Here is a 19,283-nt window from a genome sequence, read left to right as displayed (position 1 = left end):
TAAATCGCTGTTTGCAGAATGTGAAGCTGGTCAGCAACCTCGGGGCGATAAAGGCGCTTTCCTCCCTTTGACAGAGAAGCTACTATGTCGCCTCATTTTTCCGGGGTGATTTATGCGTGTATTACTGGCTCCAATGGAAGGCGTGCTCGACTCGCTGGTGCGCGAGCTGCTGAGCGAGGTTAACGATTATGATCTGTGCATCACCGAGTTTTTGCGCGTGGTCGATCAACTGCTGCCGGTAAAATCCTTTCATAAAATCTGCCCCGAGTTGCAACGCCAGAGCCGCACCCCTTCCGGCACGCTGGTGCGCATTCAATTACTCGGTCAGTACCCAGAGTGGCTGGCGGAAAACGCTGCGCGCGCGGTGGAGCTTGGCTCCTGGGGCGTTGATCTGAATTGCGGTTGCCCGTCGAAACTGGTGAACGGTAGCGGTGGCGGCGCAACGTTACTCAAAGATCCTGAGCTGATTTATCGCGGTGCGAAAGCGATGCGCGAAGCGGTGCCGTCGCATCTGCCGGTGACGGTGAAAGTCCGTCTCGGCTGGGACAGCCCGGCGCGGCAGTTTGAGATTGCCGATGCCGTGCAGCAGGCAGGAGCCAGTGAACTTGCGGTGCACGGGCGTACCAAAGAAGAGGGTTACAAAGCGGAGTGTATTAACTGGCAGGCGATCGGCAAGATCCGCCAGCGGTTGAAGATTCCGGTTATCGCTAATGGCGAAATTTGGGACTGGCAAAGCGCGCAGGAGTGTATGGCCATTACCGGCTGTGATGCGGTGATGATCGGGCGCGGCGCGCTGAATGTGCCGAACCTCAGCCGGGTGGTGAAATACAATGAACCGCGTATGCCGTGGCCCGAAGTGGTGGCGCTACTGGCAAAATATTCCCGGCTGGAGAAACAAGGCGATACGGGTCTGTATCACGTCGCGCGTATTAAACAGTGGCTCGGCTATTTGCGCAAAGAATATACACAAGCCAGCGATCTCTTTACTGAAATCCGTACTTATAAAACGTCGGGCGAAATTGCCGCAGCGATCGCGCGCGCCGAAATATAAACGAAACTTGTCGCGTTATGAAATATCAAAAAAATCGTAGCGTTATCTAAGTCACACTTTTATCACTTAGTTAAATTGCGGATAGATTATTTTTTCCTGAAATGGTATTTATCTCTCCACGCCATATCAGGGTTGTTACTGTTAAACAGGCAAAACCTAAACCGTCAGAATTCACCGCGTGTGAATTTCGGGTTTGGGTTTTTTTGTTTTCATGGCGTGCGTAAATAACAACAGTAAAACGAAATAATTAAAAGGAATTGTCTGAGCCTTTAGCATCGATGTTGTTTTTTTTGATGCTGGTTTTTAGGTCGGCAATATAAAAATGGAATAAAAATGTCAGCGATAAAATTTACTTTACCTTTGGTATTCATTTCTGGTTTAAGCGGCACTACCGCTTTCGCTAATAATGAACTGCCCAACACTCAGGGTTTTATTGAAAATAGTCAATTTGATATTACGTTGAAAAATGTCTGGATGCTGAACACCAGTAACCAACATGCTGATGCGGGTATCGGCGAGCAGCGAGCCTGGGCGCAGGGGGCGCTGCTTGATTACCAGAGCGGCTGGTATCGGGATGTCATCGGCGTTGATGCGTCCTGGTACAGTGTGGTCAAGCTGTACGCCAATGACGATTTTGCCGGTCGCGATCTGCTGCGCGATCACAACGGTCATGCGGAGGGTTTTAACAAAATCGGCCAGCTTTACGGCAAGCTGAAATGGGAAGATGAACATGCTTACGCCAGGCTCTATGCGGGCTGGAAGCAGCTTTATAAGTTCGGCGCAATCAGCGTAACGCGAAGCCGTGCGGCACCAAGCTCCTGGCAGGGTGTGAGCCTGGAGAGCGGCTGGGAAGATTTCTCCGCGCGCGCTGCCTGGGTTACGCGCTTTTCCGAGCGCGATGAACCGGAAAAGCGTCGCTTTTATACGTTAAAAAGTAATAAGCCCATTGATCATATTGTCACGGGCGATGTGAGTTGGATCCCGGCGAAAAATACGCGTGTCACCTGGCTTATTGGCGAAAGCGATAATTATCTTTTACGTCAGGGGCTGGAAACACAATTCTCATTACCGTTGGCGGAGAATGAGAACATTCTTTTACGCGGAGCCTGGTATTACAATCGCGGCCTGGCTGAATGGGAAGGAGCGCGAGGATTTACCAATACTGCGCAACATATTTTCGCGATGGTCAGTTATCAATCACAGGATATTGAGTCCGGTATTGCGTGGTCAAAAACTAAAGCGCATCTGGATAATGGGCTAGGTCATTTTTATTGGCATATGGGCAAGAACACGCGAGGCGCATTTAATAGCCCGGCAGACGGTGAAGGCAATGATTATGTCAATGACAATGAACAAATGCTTTATTGGTATGGGAAATATGCGCTGTCGCCAGAATTAACTGCGGGGATTTTTGCTAATCACGGTTTTGGTGCCAAATACCAGGGCGTTGCATTAACACAGTGGGAATATGGCGGCTTTGTGGCGTGGGCACCAGCGGCGATATCTGGCTTGTCCATTTCTGCCGGATTTGGCCCAAGTTACAGCTGGAAACTGGTGCACGGTAAACCGTCGCTCACGGAAGACAAGCGCGCTTTCCACCGCTCGAAAGGCGTGGGGGGCGGGGTAACGATGGAATACAAATTTGGTCTGCATAACTAACAGGGAGCTTCACCGTGAATAAGACATTACTGGCACTTTTGATAACTGCGCTTGCGACGACCAGCGTACAGGCCGCTGAGCGGGCGATGCGCGTTTTACTGGTCAACGACGATGGCTGCGACTCCGTGGGGACGATTTCCTTACAGGAAAAGCTGGCGGCCAAAGGGTTTGATGTCTGGATGGTGGCCCCCGCCACTAATCAGAGCGGGATTGGCTCGGCTATCACCTTTAAACCCAATAAGATTTTTGACGTCAAAAAAGTGGCGGATAAACGTTACTGCTTCCCCGGTACGCCTGCGGATGCGGTGGATTTCGGTCTGCTTGGCGTGCTGAAAGATAACCCGCCAGACCTGATCATTTCCGGTGTCAACGATGGGCCAAACACCGGCGTGGCGCAGATTAACTCCGGCACCGTGGGTGCGGCGGCGCGTGCCGTGCGTTATGGCTACCCGGCCATTGCTGCGAGCATCGGTTACCTGCTGACGGTTGAGGAGCAAAAAGCAGGCTGGCCAAGTACACATAAATACTGGCCGGATTCCGTCGATTATGTGGTGTCGCTGGTGGATAAGCTCCATGCCAAATGGCAGCCAGGCCAGGCAGTACTGCCGGTGGGATCGGGGCTGAGCATCAACTATCCGCCGCTGGCAAAAAGCGACATTAAGGGTGAGAAATACATCGGCAACGAGCCATTCCCGGTTCCGCAGCACAGCTACAAACTGCTGGAAGATGGCCGCGCGCAGCAAATTCTGAGTGATAAAGTGCTGACGCCGAGCAACGCGGATACCGACACTGGCTGGTTAAACCAGGGCTATATCACCCTGACGGTCTTTGATGGTCAATGGAATGCCCCGCAGTATGAAACACATTATCAGGCACTGCTACGCTGATGGCAGCCTACAACGGCGATAGCTCCACCTCTTCCGGCCCGTTGACCGCGGGCGGGATGCGTATCGCCAAAATATTAAACAATAATGTCGCGGTGGTGCTTGATGAGCATCAGCGCGAGCAGGTGGTGATGGGGCGGGGGATCGCGTTTCAAAAGCGACCCGGCGAACAGCTTGATGAAAGCCGTATCGAGAAAGTGTTTGCCCTGCAAAGCGATGAGCTGGTGCGTCGGCTGGGGGAGTTGCTCAGCCAGATCCCGCTGGAAGTGATGACCGCCTGCGATCGCATTATTGATTTGGCCCGCGAGCGTCTGGGCAGGTTGCAGGAGAGTCTGTACATCACCTTAACCGACCACTGCTTTTTTGCTATTGAGCGGCAGAAAAAAGGCCTGCTCATTCGCAACGGGCTGCTGTGGGAGATAAAACGCCTCTACCCAAAAGAGTTTGCGCTGGGTCAGCAGGCGCGGGAGATCCTCGCTAAGCGCCTGGACGTTGAATTACCCGAAGACGAAGCCGGTTTTATCGCCTTACACCTGGTGACGGCGCAACTCAACAGTGAAATGCCGGAAGTGATGCATATCACCAAAGTGATGCAGGAGATCTTACATATCGTGCAGTACCAGCTAAAGCTGGAATACGATGAGGATTCTCTTAGCTATCAACGCTTTGTGACGCATCTGAAGTTCTTCTCGCAGCGTATGCTGAACCGCACCGTGGTGGAAGATGACGATCCCGGCCTGCATCTGGCGGTGAAAGAGAACTACGCGCTGGCATGGAAGTGCGCCGAGAAGGTGGCGCGTCATCTGGTCAGTACGTATCAGAGGCCACTGACAACGGAAGAGATAATGTTTCTCGCGCTCCACATTGAGCGCGTGAGGAAAGTACGGCACTGATTTGTGCCGCCAGGGTTGTTACTGCATCAATCAGTGCAGGCAAAACCTGAGTCCGCTCCCGCAAGGTACCGGCCTCAGGTTTTTTTTTACTCAGACACAAGAGGCAAGGAACTCAGCATGGAATATCAAACACTGGCGAAAGACATTCTCAGCCACGTGGGCGGCAAGGAGAACATCAGCAGCGTGGTGCATTGCGCTACGCGCTTACGCTTTAAACTCAAAGAGATGCACAAAGCCGACGCCGAAGGCTTAAAAGCGAATCCTGGTGTGATTATGGTCGTGGAAAGCGGCGGCCAGTTTCAGGTGGTCATCGGCAATCATGTGCATGACGTATGGCAGGCCGTGCGCAAAGACGCCGGTCTGACGGACGACACGCCAATGACGGTGAGCGAGGATAAGAGCTCCTTGTTCAACCGCATCATTGATATTATTTCCGGCATTTTTACACCGTTTATCGGCATTCTCGCCGCCTCCGGGATCCTCAAAGGCATGCTGGCGCTGGCCGTCGTTTGCGGCTGGCTTAACCCCGAGAGTGGCACGTACAAAATCTGGTTTGCCGCCAGCGATGCGCTGTTCTTCTTCTTCCCGCTGGTGCTGGGTTATACCGCCGGGAAAAAGTTCGGCGGCAATCCGTTTATCACGATGGCGATTGGCGGTGCATTAACCCACCCGCTGATGATAAGCGCCTTCAATGCCAGCCAGGCGAGCGGTGCGGTGAGTGAAACCTTCCTCGGCATTCCCGTGACATTCCTCAATTACAGCGGCTCGGTTATCCCGATTATTCTTGCATCGTGGGTAAGTTGCTGGCTGGAAAAACAGGGCAACCGCTTTCTGCATGCCTCACTGAAAAACTTCTTCGCGCCGGTGTTCTGCATTGCCATTACCGTGCCGCTCACGTTTTTGCTGATTGGCCCGGTCGCCACCTGGCTCAGCCAGATGCTGGCGTTCGCTTACCAGTCCATTTATAGCCTGGCGCCGTGGCTGGCGGGCGGCGCGCTGGGTGCGCTGTGGCAGGTGTGCGTCATTTTCGGCCTGCACTGGGGGCTGGTGCCGCTCATGATCAACAACATGGCCGTTTTCGGCCAGGACACGATGTTACCGATCCTGCTGCCTGCGGTGCTAGGCCAGGTGGGCGCGACGCTGGGTATCTTCCTGCGTACCCGTAATGGGCAACAAAAAGTGCTGGCGGGTTCGTCGATAGCCGCCGGGATTTTCGGTATCACCGAACCGGCGGTCTATGGTCTGACCCTGCCGCTGCGCCGACCGTTTATTTTTGGCTGTATCGCGGGAGCTGTCGGGGGAGCCATTGTCGGCTTTAGCGGCAGCCATGCGTACTCCTTTGGCATGGCGAATATCTTTACGCTGGCGCAAATGATCCCACCGGGCGGCGTTGACGCGACGCTGTGGGGCGGCATTGTTGGATGCGCCGTCGCGTTCGGGCTGTCGTTAATACTGACCTGCATTGCCGGGCTGCCAAAAACACCGATGGCGGCCCCCGCGGGAAAGGTCAGCGCTCTGCCGGAAAAAGTGTTGCTCGCGCCGATGAGTGGCAGCGTGCTGGCGTTGGATCAAGTTGGCGACCCCACATTTGCCAGCGGTTTACTGGGCGATGGTGTGGCAATCATTCCCGTGGACTGCCGGGTTGTTTCGCCGTTTGCCGGGGAAGTGGCTTCCCTGTTTGAAACCAAACATGCGATTGGCTTACTCAGCGATTGCGGTATCGAAATGCTGATTCACGTCGGCATCGACACAGTGAAGCTGGAAGGCAAACCCTTTACCGCGCATGTCAGCGTGGGTGACAGAGTGAAACCGGGCGACCTGCTTCTGGAGTTCGATCGCGCGGCGATCCTCGCCGCCGGGTTCGATCTCGCCACCCCGGTCATTATCAGTAACAGCGACTGCTACACGGGCGTATCTAACGTGGCATCTACCTCAGTTCAGGCCGGAAAACCGCTGCTAGCGGTGGCAAGTTAAAAAAGGAGAAAACAGTGACAACATTTCCAGCAGGTTTTTTATGGGGCGGCGCAGTGGCGGCTAATCAGGTTGAAGGGGCTTATCTGCAAGATGGCAAAGGCCTCTCTACCTCGGATGTGCAGCCAAACGGGGTGTTTGGCGACGTGGTGGAGCGCGTGGCGGGAGCCAGAGCGTTAAAAGATGTGGCGATCGATTTTTATCACCGCTACCCGGAAGATATCGCCCTGTTTGCCGAAATGGGGTTTAGCTGCCTGCGCGTCTCCATCGCCTGGACACGTATTTTTCCCAACGGCGATGAAACCACACCCAATGAAGCCGGGCTGGCCTTCTACGACAAACTGTTCGACGAACTGATTTCCCACAGCATTACGCCGCTGGTGACTTTGTCTCATTACGAGATGCCGTGGCATCTGGTGAAAGAGTACGGCGGCTGGGGTAACCGCCAGACTATCGACTTCTTTGAGCGTTATGCCCGCACGGTGTTTACCCGCTATCAATCAAAAGTGAAGCTATGGCTGACTTTCAATGAAATCAATATGTCGCTGCATGCGCCAATGACCGGTGTGGGTTTGCCCAATAACAGCAGCAAAGCGGAGATTTATCAGGCTATTCACCATCAACTGGTGGCGAGCGCGCGGGCGGTGAAAGCCTGTCATGAAATCATCCCTGACAGCAAAATCGGCAATATGCTGCTTGGTGGCCTGATGTACCCCTTAAGCTGCAAGCCGGACGATGTGTTTGAAACGTTGCAGGAGAACCGCAACTGGCAGTTCTTCGGTGATGTGCAGTGTCGCGGTGCATATCCGGGTTATATGCTGCGCTATTTCCGCGACAACGGTATGGCGATTGAGATAACCGATGCCGATCGTGAAGCGCTGACGTCGACGGTCGATTTTATCTCCTTTAGCTACTACTCGAGCGGTTGTGTCACCGCTGATGAAGAGCTGAATAAGCAACTGCGCGGCAATATCCTCAGCATGGTGCCAAACCCGCATCTGCCAGCGTCAGAGTGGGGCTGGCAAATCGACCCGGTTGGCCTGCGCACAATGTTAAATATGTTGTGGGATCGCTGGCAAAAACCGCTGTTTATTGTCGAAAACGGCCTCGGCGCGAAGGATAAAGTGGACGCGGATGGTTGCATCTATGATGACTATCGCATCGCCTATCTTAACGATCATCTGGTGCAGGTACGCGAAGCCATTGCAGATGGCGTCGAGGTGATGGGCTACACCAGTTGGGGGCCTATCGATCTGGTGAGTGCGTCGAAAGCCGAGATCTCCAAGCGCTATGGTTTTATCTATGTCGACAGGGATGACAACGGTAACGGCACCCTGGCGCGAAGCCGCAAGAAGAGCTTCTTCTGGTATCGTGATGTCATTGCCAGTAACGGCGCAACCCTGCGATAAGCGATATTCTGCCCGGCGCGACCGGGCAGAGATTTCAGGCCATTAATGTGGCGATAAATTCTTTTAGCCACATCACCGCCGGATCGCTGCTGTGGCGCTGATGCCATAGCATCGCGACTTCAATCGGTTCTGCCTCCAGCGGCAGCGGGCTTCGCATCAATCCTCTGGTGCGTCGCCACTCATCCGCCAGCCCCGCAGGTACCGTTGCCAGCGCGGGCATCGTTTCCAGCAAGCCCGGCAGGGCGGCAAAGTGCGGCGTGGTGTAGTGAATGCGCCGCTGATGGCCGGTTTTCGCCAGCAATGTATCGAAATGGCTACCGGTCGCTTCCCGGTAGCTGACCATCAAATGTGTTTGTGCCGCAAAGGTATCGAGATCCAGCGGTGCAGAAAGTGAGAGTTGCTGCGGATGCCAGAGCGTCGCAAACGCCATGGTGGTCAGCACTTCCCGTTCCAGCCAGCGTGGCCCGGCAACGGCAACGCTTATTGCCATATCCATTTCGCCCCCTTCCAGCCGGGCGGCATCACTGAAGGGATCGCTTGCCACCACGTTCAACCGCACGCCTGGCGCATGGTGCAGCAATGCCGGGATCAGTTTCGGCATCAGCCACATCTCCACCCAGTCGGCCATGCCCAGCGTCAGCGTGGCCGTCGCGGTTTTCGCATCGAATGCCGATTGCTGAAACAGCGCGCTCTGTAACTGTTCAAGCAGCGGCAGCAGCTCGGCGTGCAGCTCCGTTGCGCGGCTGGTCGGTTGCATCTTATGGCCGCTGCGAATAAACAGCGGATCATCAAACAGGGTGCGCAACCGTGACAGCACGCCGCTTACCGCTGGCTGGCCGAGGTGCAGCTTATCCGCAGCGGCAGAGACGCTCTGTTCGCGGTACAGCACGGCAAAGGCGATCAGCAGGTTCAGATCGATTTTGCGAAAATCATTCTCTTTGATAGTCATTATTGCTCCAATCAATTGGAGTGATACTAGCGGTCGCAGGATACTGGCGCAACGAAAACGACCGGAGAAGACAATGAAATATTATCCGTTGCTACTGGCACTCGCCGCCGCCGGGCTGAATTTCAGCACGCTGGCCGCCGAACCGCTATCGACTCACCAGCCGCAAGCGCCGGGCTACTACCGCATGGCGATGGGCGACTGGCAAATTACCGCCGTCTCCGATGGCACCGTCGCCGTGCCGTTTGACAAGCTGCTGACCAATATCACACCGGAAAATTTACAGGCGCGGATGGCGCAGGCAAATATGCCGGTAAACGCTGAAACGTCGATTAACGCTTTTGTCATTAATACCGGCAAGCAGTTGATCCTGGTCGATGCCGGTGCCGGGCCGCTTTTTGGCAAAGAAGGCGGGCATTTACCCGACAACCTGCGCGCGGCGGGGATCGATCCGGCGGCGATTGATACGGTATTGCTGACCCATATTCATGCCGACCACTCTGGCGGCGTGCAGCGCGACGGCAAACCGGTATTCGTGAATGCGACGGTGCGCGTTGATAAGCGCGATGTCGATTTCTGGCTCAACCCGAAGCATAAATCCGAAGTGGAAGAGGGGCAGCGGCACACGTTTGCCGAATCCGAACGGTCGCTGCGCCCGGTGATCGACGCCGGGAAATTAAGTACTTTCCATGCGCCGGTGCAAATCATCCCCGGTATTGAGGCCATTCCAGCGGCCGGGCATACGCCAGGCAGTGTGATTTATCGGGTGACGCACGGCGGCAAGACGCTGATGTTATGGGGCGATATTATTCACGCCCAGCCGGTGCAATTCCCGCAGCCCGAGGTGGCGATTCATTTTGATGTCGATCGCCAGAAGGCAGTTGCCACGCGGGAAAAAGTGCTGGCGCAAGTCGCACAGGAAGGGGATTGGGTCGCAGCAGCGCATATTGCCTTTCCCGGCATCGGCAAAGTGATGAAAGCCGAACGGGGCTACCGCTGGGTGCCGATTAATTACAACGCGAAGGGGGAGTAACAAAACGCCCGGTGGCGCTGACGCTTACCGGGCCTACAAAACCGACTAACCCCCGTAGGTCAGATAAGGCGTAGCCGCCATCCGGCATTTTACTTAAAAGATCATCTTAAACACGCCGGTGACTACCAGCAGACCAATCAGGAAAATTATCAGGATCGCCCAAAGTAAAATCTTCATCATTTTCGTCTTCCTTATCGTGTTTGAGTTCATGCAAAGCCTAGTCAATCTCTCACTATCCTGCCTTTTTTCTATACTTAACTGCTTATTAAATAACCGGAGGGTGAAGTATGTCTGAAACAAAAGTCGCGATCGTGACCGCCGCGGATTCCGGCATCGGCAAGCAAAGCGCGTTGATGCTGGCAGAGCAGGGGTTTGATATTGGCATTACCTGGCATTCAGACGACAACGGCGCAAAGGAGACAGCGCAGCGGGTTGCAGCACTTGGACGACGAGCGGAAACTATCCAGCTCGATCTCAGCCATTTACCCGATGGCGCACAGGCCATTGAAACGTTGATTTCCCGCTTCGGGCGCATCGACGCGCTGGTCAACAATGCCGGAGCAATGAGCAAAGCCGCATTTCTGGATGTCACCTTTGACGACTGGCGCAGCATTTTTACCGTCGATGTCGATGGCGCGTTTCTCTGCTCGCAAATCGCCGCCAGGCAGATGGTGAAACAGGGGCAGGGCGGGCGCATTGTTAATATCACCTCGGTGCATGAACATACGCCGCTGCCGGAAGCCAGCGCCTATACCGCCGCCAAACATGCGCTCGGCGGGTTAACAAAATCGATGGCGCTGGAATTGGTGGAGCACAACATTCTGGTCAACGCCGTTGCCCCTGGCGCCATTGCCACGCCGATGAACAACATGACCGACGACGACGCGAAACCCGGCTCAATGCCGAATATCCCGCTGGCGCGACCCGGCACCACCAAAGAGATCGCCAGCATGGTGGCCTGGCTCTGCTCAGAAAATGCCAGCTACACCACCGGACAATCGTTTATTATCGACGGCGGTTTTATGCTGGCGAACCCGCAGTTCAAACCGAAAACCACTTAATCTTGCGGCGGCGTGTGCTGGCGTTTTTTCCGGCGATGGCGAAACCACGCGCGCAGGCAGAACACCAGCACCACCGCGATAACGAGCCAGATCCAGCGTTTGGCATGTTGATCAAACTGATGCAGCCACGGGCCGATCACTTCACCGCCGACATAGCCAAGGGTGGTGAAAATCAGCGCCCAGACAAGGGCTCCGAGGATGTTCAGCGGCAAAAAGATGTGTGGTCGCAAACGGCTGGTGCCAATTAACAGCGGGCCAATGATGCGAAAGCCGTACATAAACCGCGAACCAATCACAAACAGATAGGGATGGCGACGGATAAGCGACTGCGCCTGGTGGATTTTCTCCCGGTGGCGGGAGAAGCGCCGCAAGATTTTCGCCCCGTAACGTCTGCCCACAAGATATAGCAACTGATCGCCAATCATGCCGCCGAGCGCCACCGCCAGCACCACCAGCGGAAAGCGCAGCAACCCCTGATGCGCCGCCACGCCGCCAAGCAGCGTAATGGTTTCCCCTTCGGCCACACTGCCAATAACCAGCGCCGCGTAACCATATTGGCTAATCAGATTATTGATATCCAATGTCATTACCTCCTCCTGGCAAAACGTTGTTAAGCATATACGCTTCGCGCCGTTTCCGCTGAACGCAACCGCGCGCGTTTTTTGCGCTGTACAAAAAATAATCGCCAGAGTGACGTATACTTACTGAGTCGAAGTTGGGCTTTCAGTGAGGGGGCGTTATGAACCATGTCTGGGGACTCTTTTCCCATCCCGATCGTGAAATGCAGGTTATCAAAAGCGAAGACGAAACGGTTTCGCATCACTACACCCACCATGTACTTATCATGGCGGCCATTCCGGTTATCTGCGCATTTATTGGTACCACGCAAATTGGCTGGAACTTTGGTGAAAACAACGTCGTGACGCTGTCGTTATTCACCGGGTTTTATCTGGCGGTTATCTTTTATGCCCTGATGCTGGCGGGGGTGGCCGTTATGGGGCGCGTCATCTGGTGGATGGCGCGAAGTTACCCGCAGCGGCCATCGTTGACGCGTTGTATGGTGTTTGCCGGTTATGTGGCAACGCCGCTGTTTTTAAGCGGTATTGTGGCGCTCTATCCGCTGGTGTGGCTCTGCGCGCTGATCGGTACGGTGGCGCTGTTTTACACCGGCTATCTGCTCTATGTCGGCATTCCGACCTTCCTTAATATCAACAAGGAAGAGGGGTTGAGCTTCTCCAGTTCAACGCTTGCGATTGGTGTGCTGGTGCTGGAAGTGCTGCTGGCGCTGACGGTAATTCTGTGGGGCTACGGTTACCGTTTGTTCTGATAACGTTGCGTTGCTGGCAGAAAAGCTGGCAACGCAATCTCTCGCAACGATTATCCTCTGGCGACAACCCTGCGTGGCGGCTATTATGCCAAAGCCAGCCCTGTTATTGCTTTGGCGAACAGAAGCGGTGTGCGTAATAACGTGCGTGAATAATTTTCAGAAGCCTCACCATGCAGAAATTTCGAGTCTCTTTATTAAGCCTGGCTTTAGTGCTGAGTGCGCCCATGGCACCAATGGCCGTGGCGAAAACCCCTGTTGCGTCCGCTGCCGCACAACCTGAAATCGCCTCTGGCAGCGCGATGATTGTCGATCTGCAAACCAATAATGTCATCTACTCCAGCCACCCGGATCTGGTGCGCCCGATTGCGTCGATCACGAAACTGATGACCGCCATGGTGGTGCTGGATGCGCGCCTGCCGCTGGATGAGAAGATCAAAGTGGATATCAGCCAGACGCCGGAAATGAAAGGGATTTACTCCCGCGTGCGTTTGAACAGTGAAATCAGCCGCAAAGATATGCTGCTGCTGGCGCTGATGTCCTCGGAAAACCGCGCCGCCGCGAGCCTCGCGCACCACTATCCGGGCGGTTACAACGCCTTTATCGCGGCGATGAATGCCAAAGCCAAAGCGCTCGGCATGAGCAATACCCACTATGTTGAACCGACCGGGCTGTCGATTCACAACGTCTCTACCGCGCGCGATCTGAGCAAATTGCTGATTGCCACCAAACAGTATCCGCTGATTGGGCAACTGAGCACCACGCGTGAAGAGATGGCAACCTTTGCCAACCCGGCCTATACGCTGCCGTTTCGTAACACCAACCATCTGGTGTATCGCGATAACTGGAACATTCAGCTAACGAAAACCGGCTTTACCAATGCGGCAGGCCACTGCCTGGTGATGCGCACGGTTATCAACAACAAACCGGTGGCGCTGGTGGTGATGGATGCGTTCGGCAAATATACCCACTTTGCCGATGCCAGCCGCTTACGCACGTGGATTGAAACCGGGAAAGTGCAGCCAGTACCGGCCGCCGCGTTAAGCTATAAGCGCCAGAAAGCGGCGCAGATGGCACAAACTCCGGCGGTGGCGGCGGGCGAACTTACCGCGCAAAACGATTAATTACTCCGGCAGCGTCCAGTCACCGTCGTTGAGTGGACGCTGCATAATCAACGTATCCCGCCAGTCGCCTTGCTTGTAACCGACGCTGCGCAGTTGCCCGGCAATCTCGAAACCGTGCTTTTTATGTACCCGCAGCGAACCGGCGTTGTTATTCCCGTCGCCAATCACCGCAATCATCTGCCGCCACGGCCCCGCTTCACAGCGGGCAATTAACGCGCTCAGTAATGCCGAGCCAATCCCGTGGCCGGTCATGCTGGCATCAACATAAATCGACTCTTCCAGCGTGTAGCGGTACGCCGGACGCGGGCGGTAAAAACCGGCATAGCAGTAACCCACCACAATGCCCTGATACAGCGCGACCAGCCACGGCAAACCGTCATTGGCGATTTTGCTCATCCGGCTGCGCATTTCATCAATCGTAGGGGGCACTTCTTCAAAGGAAGCCCGGCCATTGAGCACGTGCCAGGCGTAAAGTGAGGCAATGGCGTGAACATCTTCGGGGCAGGCGTCGCGCACCACCACCGCAGGACCAGACATGATATCGACAGCTGACATGACAGACGGGCTCCATTGAGTAAAGCCAGAGAAACGTTTCTCTGGCGTTGTCGTTACTCTATTACGGAAGTTGCGCGCAATTCAAAGCCGCACCAGGTTATTTCATCACCGTAGTATCGTGATGCGCTGCATCTTGCGCTTCTTGCCAGAATTTCCGCTTGCTGGTTTTGCCAATGCCGGGGTTCATGCTGTTTGTCGGATCATTTTCCCGATAAAAACGTTTTAACGGTTCAGTGGCTTCATACAGATGCCCGACGTTATGCTCCGCCGGGTATTGCGCCCCGCGCAGGCGCAGTAATTCCAGCATCTGCTCTTTCAGGGCGTGAACATCAACGCCTTTTTTGACGATGTAATCCTGGTGGAAAATGTGGCACATAAAGTGGCCGTAATAGAGCTTATGCACCAGTTGGCTGTCGATTTCCGCCGGCAGATGTTCAAACCAGTCAGTGTCGTTGCGCCGCAGGGCAATATCCAGCGCCAGAATATCCTCCACCTCGTCGGCGTGAACCGCCTGGTAGCGGATAGCCGCCCCCGCCGCGGCAAACCGGTGCAGAAACGCTTTGCTGCCTTCTTCCGGCGTGCAGACGAAGAAATCGCCTTCCGCGCTGGCGAAATAGTCTTGCAGCCAGCTTTGCGCTTCATTTATGCCGTCGCCGGACATTTTCAGCAGCAGATGATGCTCGTATTTATCGCGCCACTCCTTCATACGCGGCGGCAAATGCGACGGGAACAGGCCGCTGATTTTTTGCAGTGAGCGGTCGATAAAGTGCGGTTTAAAGACCGTCGCTTTCTCCAGCAGTGCGTCGGTGCGGCCCTTCATGGTGAAGAAAAATGGCATTTTGTCGGTGCCGAGTTTGTCGATCATCAGGAAGGTGTCTTTGCCGTAGCGCTCGGCGATATCGTAGATATCCCGGTGCATATACTCGCCTGCGATCGGCAGATGGGCGAAATTCGCCAGAATATGACGGCGGATCTCCGTTAACACGGACGTCTGGTTGGTGCCGATATAAAACACTTGCTGGCGGGCTTCTGCCGGGAAGGTGTCGAGACGCACGGCAAAGACCGCCAGTTTGCCCGCGCAGCCGGAGGATTCAAACAGCCGGTCCGGGTCGGCGTTGTAGCGCGCCGGGGTATCGGCCTGCACATCGCGCACGCGGTTGATGTAATCGTGATCGTGGCCGTGACGCTGATCGTGCAACACATCGCTGTCCTGAATGCGATCGTCATCAAGCTTGCTGAGGATCTGCTCCGGCGTTTCACCCAGTTGAATGCCCAGGTGGTTCACCAACTGCAATTTGCCCTGCTCATCAATGCGCGCAAACAGCGACATTTCCGTATACGCCGGGCCGCGCTGCACCAGCGAGCCGCCGGAGTTATTGCAGATCCCGCCAATTACCGATGCGCCAATACAGGATGAGCCGATCACCGAATGCGGTTCGCGTCCTAACGGTTTGAGCGCTTTTTCCAGCGAATAGAGCGTTGTACCCGGATATGCCAGCACCTGCTCGCCGTTATCCAGCAGATGCAGTTTGTCGAGGCGCAGGGTGCTGATAATCACGATATCGCGGTCGTAATCATTGCCGTTGGGCGTGGAGCCTTCCGTCAGGCCGGTATTCGCCGCCTGCATCAGGATAATTTTGTCGGCATTCACGCAGGCGTGCAGTACGCGCCACAGTTCAACCAGCGTGCCGGGAAACACCACCGCCAGCGCATTGCCCTGGCCGGAGCGAAAGCCTTTGCGATAGCGGGCGGTTTTGGCCGGATCCGTAAGCAGATGAGAAGCGCCAACAAGCCGTTTCAATTCGTTTATAAAAGCGCTGTGTTCATGAGACATATTCCACTCCTTGTGGCGAAGTATGACTTTTATGCCTATTGATAGTAGTCCCACAACCCAGACGGGGGGGAGCGAATTTGCATAAAAATCAGAGTCCAGGTCTGCAAGACGTGCCAGGATTATGGCACACTGCCTTTTTTTCGCGGCCCGTTAACCGCGGTTTTTGGTGAAAATACAAGAGAGTAAACGACATGAAATGGCTATGTTCTGTAGGTGTCGCTGTGAGTCTCGCGCTGCAACCCGCGCAGGCCCAGGAGATGTTCGGTAACCATCCATTGACGCCAGAAGCCAGGGACGCCTTTGTCACTGATCTGCTCAAAAAAATGACCGTCGATGAGAAAATCGGCCAGTTGCGTTTAATCAGCGTCGGGCCGGATAACCCGAAAGAAGCCATTCGCGACATGATCAAGGAGAGCCAGGTCGGCGCGATTTTCAACACCGTGACTCGCCAGGACATTCGCGCCATGCAGGACCAGGCTTTGCAATTAAGCCGCCTGAAAATTCCTCTCTTTTTTGCCTACGATGTGGTGCACGGGCAGCGCACCGTATTCCCGATTAGCCTCGGTCTGGCGTCGAGTTTTAACCTCGATGCGGTGAGAACCGTTGGCCGTGTTTCCGCGTATGAAGCCGCCGATGACGGCCTGAATATGACCTGGGCTCCGATGGTGGACGTCTCGCGCGATCCACGCTGGGGCCGTGTCTCGGAAGGCTTTGGGGAAGACACCTTCTTAACCGCCGAAATGGGTAAAACCATGGTTGAAGCGATGCAGGGCAAAAGCCCGGCGGATCGCTATTCGGTAATGACCAGCGTGAAACACTTCGCCGCTTACGGCGCGGTGGAAGGCGGGAAAGAGTACAACACCGTCGATATGAGCCCGCAGCGCCTGTTCAACGACTATATGCCGCCGTACAAAGCCGCACTCGACGCTGGAAGCGGCGGAGTGATGGTGGCGCTCAACTCCCTTAACGGCACGCCAGCGTCGTCAGATTCCTGGCTGCTTAAAGACCTGCTACGCGATGAGTGGGACTTTAAAGGCATTACCATTTCCGATCACGGCGCAATCAAAGAATTAATCAAACACGGTACCGCCGCCGACCCGGAAGACGCCGTGCGCGTGGCGCTGAAATCCGGCATCAACATGAGCATGAGCGATGAGTACTACAGCAAATACCTGCCGGGGCTGATCAAATCCGGCAAGGTGACGATGGAAGAGTTGGATGATGCCGCGCGTCACGTGCTGAACGTGAAATACGATATGGGTCTGTTTAACGATCCGTACAGCCATTTGGGGCCGAAAGCGTCTGACCCGCAGGACACCAATGCCGAAAGCCGCCTGCACCGCAAAGAGGCGCGGGAAGTGGCGCGCGAAAGCCTGGTGCTGTTGAAAAACCGCCTCGAAACGCTGCCGCTGAAAAAATCCGGTACCGTGGCTGTTGTCGGGCCGCTGGCCGACAGCAAACGCGATTCGATGGGTAGCTGGTCTGCCGCCGGTGTGGCCGATCAGTCTGTGACCGTGCTGACCGGCATTCGCGATGCGCTGGCCGGGAAAGGCGAGGTGATTTACGCCAAAGGGGCGAATATCACCAACGATAAAGGCATTGTCGATTTCCTCAACCAGTACGAACCGGCAGTAGTGGTCGATCCGCGTACGCCGAAAGCGATGATTGATGAAGCGGTTGCCGCCGCGAAAAAATCTGACGTGGTGGTTGCCGTGGTCGGCGAAGCGCAGGGCATGGCCCATGAAGCCTCCAGCCGTACTGACATCACCATTCCGCAGAGCCAGCGTGATTTGATTGCCGCGCTGAAAGCCACCGGCAAACCCTTGGTGCTGGTGCTGATGAACGGTCGCCCGCTGGCGCTGGTGAAAGAGGATCAGCAAGCCGATGCGATTCTGGAAACCTGGTTTGCTGGTACCGAAGGCGGCAACGCCATTGCTGATGTGCTGTTTGGTGATTACAACCCGTCCGGCAAGTTGCCGATGTCCTTCCCGCGCTCGGTTGGGCAGATCCCGGTTTACTACAGCCACCTGAACACCGGTCGTCCGTATAACGCCGACAAGCCGAACAAATACACCTCCCGTTACTTCGACGAAGCCAACGGCCCGCTCTATCCGTTTGGCTATGGCCTCAGCTACACCACCTTTACCGTGTCTGATGTGAAAATGTCGGCGCCGACGATGACGCGCACCGGTAAAGTCACCGCCAGTGTCGATGTCACCAACACCGGCAAACGCGAAGGCGCAACGGTCATCCAGATGTATGTGCAGGATGTCACCGCCTCGATGAGCCGCCCGGTGAAACAGCTTCGCGGTTTCGACAAGGTGAACCTGAAACCGGGAGAAACCAAAACCGTCAGCTTCCCGATCGATGTTAATGCGCTGAAGTTCTGGAACCAGCGGATGAAATATGACGCGGAACCGGGTAAGTTCAATGTCTTTATCGGCGTGGATTCCGCCCGCGTGAAGCAGGGCGAGTTCGAGCTACGTTAATCCTTACACAGGCCGGGAAACCGGCCTGATTTTTTTCCTTCTTATGCCATATCGCGTCCATTGCGCTTTTTTTCAGCTACGCTTTTTTCTCAAGCTGCTGAAAAAGGCAGTAAAAATGAGGAAACAATAATGACACTCACCAAAAAGATTGCCTGCTCGCTGGCGCTGTTCGCCGCCGTAAGCTTACCCTTGCAGGCGGCAGAACCGATTAAAGTGGGCTCCAAAATTGACACCGAAGGGGCGCTGCTCGGTAATATCATTTTGCAGGTACTGGAAAGTCATGGCGTAAAAACAGTCAATAAAGTGCAGCTTGGCACCACCCCGGTGGTGCGCGGCGCAATCACCGCTGGCGAGCTGGATATCTACCCGGAATACACTGGCAACGGCGCGTTTTTCTTTAAAGATGAGAACGACGCGGCGTGGAAAAACGCACAGCAGGGCTACGAGAAAGTGAAAAAACTCGACGCCGAAAAAAACAAGCTGGTCTGGCTGACGCCGGCTCCGGCCAATAACACCTGGACCATCGCGGTACGCCAGGATCTGGCGCAGAAAAATAAACTCACGTCACTTGACGATCTCAGCCGTTACCTGAAAGAGGGCGGTGAGTTCAAACTGGCGGCCTCGGCGGAATTTATTGAGCGCACCGATGCGCTGCCCGCTTTTGAAAAAGCCTATGGCTTCAACCTGAAACAAGATCAGTTGCTCTCCCTGGCCGGGGGCGATACGGCGGTCACTATCAAAGCGGCGGCGCAACAGACGTCCGGTGTGAATGCGGCAATGGCCTACGGCACCGACGGCCCGGTGGCGGCGCTCGGTCTGCAAACCTTAAGCGATCCGAAAGGCGTGCAGCCGATTTATGCCCCGACTCCGGTGGTGCGTGAAGCGGTGCTGAAAGCCTACCCGGAGCTGGACAACTGGCTGAAACCAGTCTTTGCCAGCCTCGATGAGAAAACATTGCAGAAACTGAATGCCAGCATTGCCGTTGAAGGGCTGGATGCGAAGAAAGTGGCGGCGGATTACCTGAAAGAAAAAGGCCTGGTGAAATAACGA

The 19,283-nt window shown here is 55.1% G+C and carries 17 protein-coding genes; 12 read left to right on the top strand and 5 right to left on the bottom strand.

The window, feature by feature from the left end; translation table 11 throughout:
• Positions 1–112: 112 nt before the first annotated feature.
• The 6 genes from dusC to ascB all read left to right on the top strand — a co-directional run bounded on the left by dusC (position 113) and on the right by ascB (position 7,867).
• Positions 113–1,051, top strand: a complete 939-nt coding sequence (gene dusC / locus Q5705_04165; protein WLI77761.1) for a tRNA dihydrouridine(16) synthase DusC — start codon at positions 113–115, stop codon at positions 1,049–1,051.
• Between the two features lie 333 nt (positions 1,052–1,384).
• Entirely contained in the window at positions 1,385–2,710 is a 1,326-nt protein-coding gene (locus Q5705_04160) for an OprD family outer membrane porin (GenBank protein ID WLI77760.1), read from the top strand.
• A 14-nt stretch (positions 2,711–2,724) separates the two neighbouring features.
• Positions 2,725–3,597 carry a 5'/3'-nucleotidase SurE gene (surE, locus tag Q5705_04155; protein ID WLI77759.1) on the top strand — a complete coding sequence of 291 codons (873 nt, stop codon included), beginning with the start codon at positions 2,725–2,727 and terminating at the stop codon, positions 3,595–3,597.
• A gap of 56 nt (positions 3,598–3,653) precedes the next feature.
• Positions 3,654–4,487: a transcriptional antiterminator BglG gene (gene bglG / locus Q5705_04150; protein ID WLI78965.1), complete on the top strand. Its 834-nt coding sequence runs from the start codon at positions 3,654–3,656 to the stop codon at positions 4,485–4,487.
• A 117-nt stretch (positions 4,488–4,604) separates the two neighbouring features.
• A complete protein-coding gene (gene bglF, locus Q5705_04145; GenBank protein WLI77758.1) occupies positions 4,605–6,461 on the top strand; it encodes a PTS beta-glucoside transporter subunit IIABC in 1,857 nt (618 codons plus the stop codon).
• Positions 6,462–6,475: 14 nt separating this feature from the next.
• A complete protein-coding gene (ascB, locus tag Q5705_04140; GenBank protein ID WLI77757.1) occupies positions 6,476–7,867 on the top strand; it encodes a 6-phospho-beta-glucosidase in 1,392 nt (463 codons plus the stop codon).
• 34 nt (positions 7,868–7,901) lie between these two features.
• Here ascB and Q5705_04135 read toward each other — a convergent pair whose 3' ends face one another.
• On the bottom strand, positions 7,902–8,816 hold the full coding sequence (locus tag Q5705_04135; protein WLI77756.1) for a LysR family transcriptional regulator: 915 nt from the start codon (positions 8,814–8,816) through the stop codon (positions 7,902–7,904).
• Positions 8,817–8,889: 73 nt separating this feature from the next.
• Between Q5705_04135 and Q5705_04130 the strand changes: the two genes are divergently transcribed.
• Positions 8,890–9,846, top strand: coding sequence for an MBL fold metallo-hydrolase (locus tag Q5705_04130; GenBank protein ID WLI77755.1), 957 nt, complete (start codon positions 8,890–8,892; stop codon positions 9,844–9,846).
• 93 nt (positions 9,847–9,939) lie between these two features.
• Here Q5705_04130 and yohP read toward each other — a convergent pair whose 3' ends face one another.
• A complete protein-coding gene (yohP, locus tag Q5705_04125; protein WLI78964.1) occupies positions 9,940–10,023 on the bottom strand; it encodes a small membrane protein YohP in 84 nt (27 codons plus the stop codon).
• A gap of 110 nt (positions 10,024–10,133) precedes the next feature.
• On the opposite strand from yohP, the gene Q5705_04120 reads away from it, so the two are divergent.
• A complete protein-coding gene (locus tag Q5705_04120) occupies positions 10,134–10,907 on the top strand; it encodes an SDR family oxidoreductase (GenBank protein ID WLI77754.1) in 774 nt (257 codons plus the stop codon).
• Here Q5705_04120 and Q5705_04115 read toward each other — a convergent pair.
• Positions 10,904–11,488 (bottom strand): DedA family protein, encoded by a 585-nt coding sequence (locus Q5705_04115; GenBank protein WLI78963.1) that lies wholly within the window; start codon positions 11,486–11,488, stop codon positions 10,904–10,906. The genes Q5705_04120 and Q5705_04115 overlap by 4 nt on opposite strands.
• Positions 11,489–11,646: 158 nt before the next feature.
• On the opposite strand from Q5705_04115, the gene Q5705_04110 reads away from it, so the two are divergent.
• Positions 11,647–12,234 carry a Yip1 family protein gene (locus tag Q5705_04110; GenBank protein WLI77753.1) on the top strand — a complete coding sequence of 196 codons (588 nt, stop codon included), beginning with the start codon at positions 11,647–11,649 and terminating at the stop codon, positions 12,232–12,234.
• Positions 12,235–12,404: 170 nt separating this feature from the next.
• The gene (gene pbpG / locus Q5705_04105) at positions 12,405–13,355 is read left to right on the top strand and encodes a D-alanyl-D-alanine endopeptidase (GenBank protein WLI77752.1); all 951 of its coding nucleotides are present in this window, start codon (positions 12,405–12,407) and stop codon (positions 13,353–13,355) included.
• Here pbpG and Q5705_04100 read toward each other — a convergent pair whose 3' ends face one another.
• Both Q5705_04100 and dld read right to left on the bottom strand, forming a co-directional pair.
• Positions 13,356–13,910, bottom strand: coding sequence for an N-acetyltransferase family protein (locus Q5705_04100; GenBank protein WLI77751.1), 555 nt, complete (start codon positions 13,908–13,910; stop codon positions 13,356–13,358).
• A 97-nt stretch (positions 13,911–14,007) separates the two neighbouring features.
• The gene (gene dld / locus Q5705_04095) at positions 14,008–15,744 is read right to left on the bottom strand and encodes a D-lactate dehydrogenase (protein ID WLI77750.1); all 1,737 of its coding nucleotides are present in this window, start codon (positions 15,742–15,744) and stop codon (positions 14,008–14,010) included.
• A gap of 191 nt (positions 15,745–15,935) precedes the next feature.
• Between dld and bglX the strand changes: the two genes are divergently transcribed.
• Positions 15,936–18,233: a beta-glucosidase BglX gene (bglX, locus tag Q5705_04090; GenBank protein WLI77749.1), complete on the top strand. Its 2,298-nt coding sequence runs from the start codon at positions 15,936–15,938 to the stop codon at positions 18,231–18,233.
• 129 nt (positions 18,234–18,362) lie between these two features.
• Entirely contained in the window at positions 18,363–19,280 is a 918-nt protein-coding gene (locus Q5705_04085; protein ID WLI77748.1) for an ABC transporter substrate-binding protein, read from the top strand.
• The last annotated feature ends 3 nt before the right edge of the window (positions 19,281–19,283 follow it).

Source organism: Kosakonia sp. H02 (assembly GCA_030704225.1).
GTDB lineage: Bacteria > Pseudomonadota > Gammaproteobacteria > Enterobacterales > Enterobacteriaceae > Kosakonia.
The sequence above is the reverse complement of the archived record's forward strand: the minus strand, read 5'-3'. Positions and strand labels throughout refer to the sequence as shown.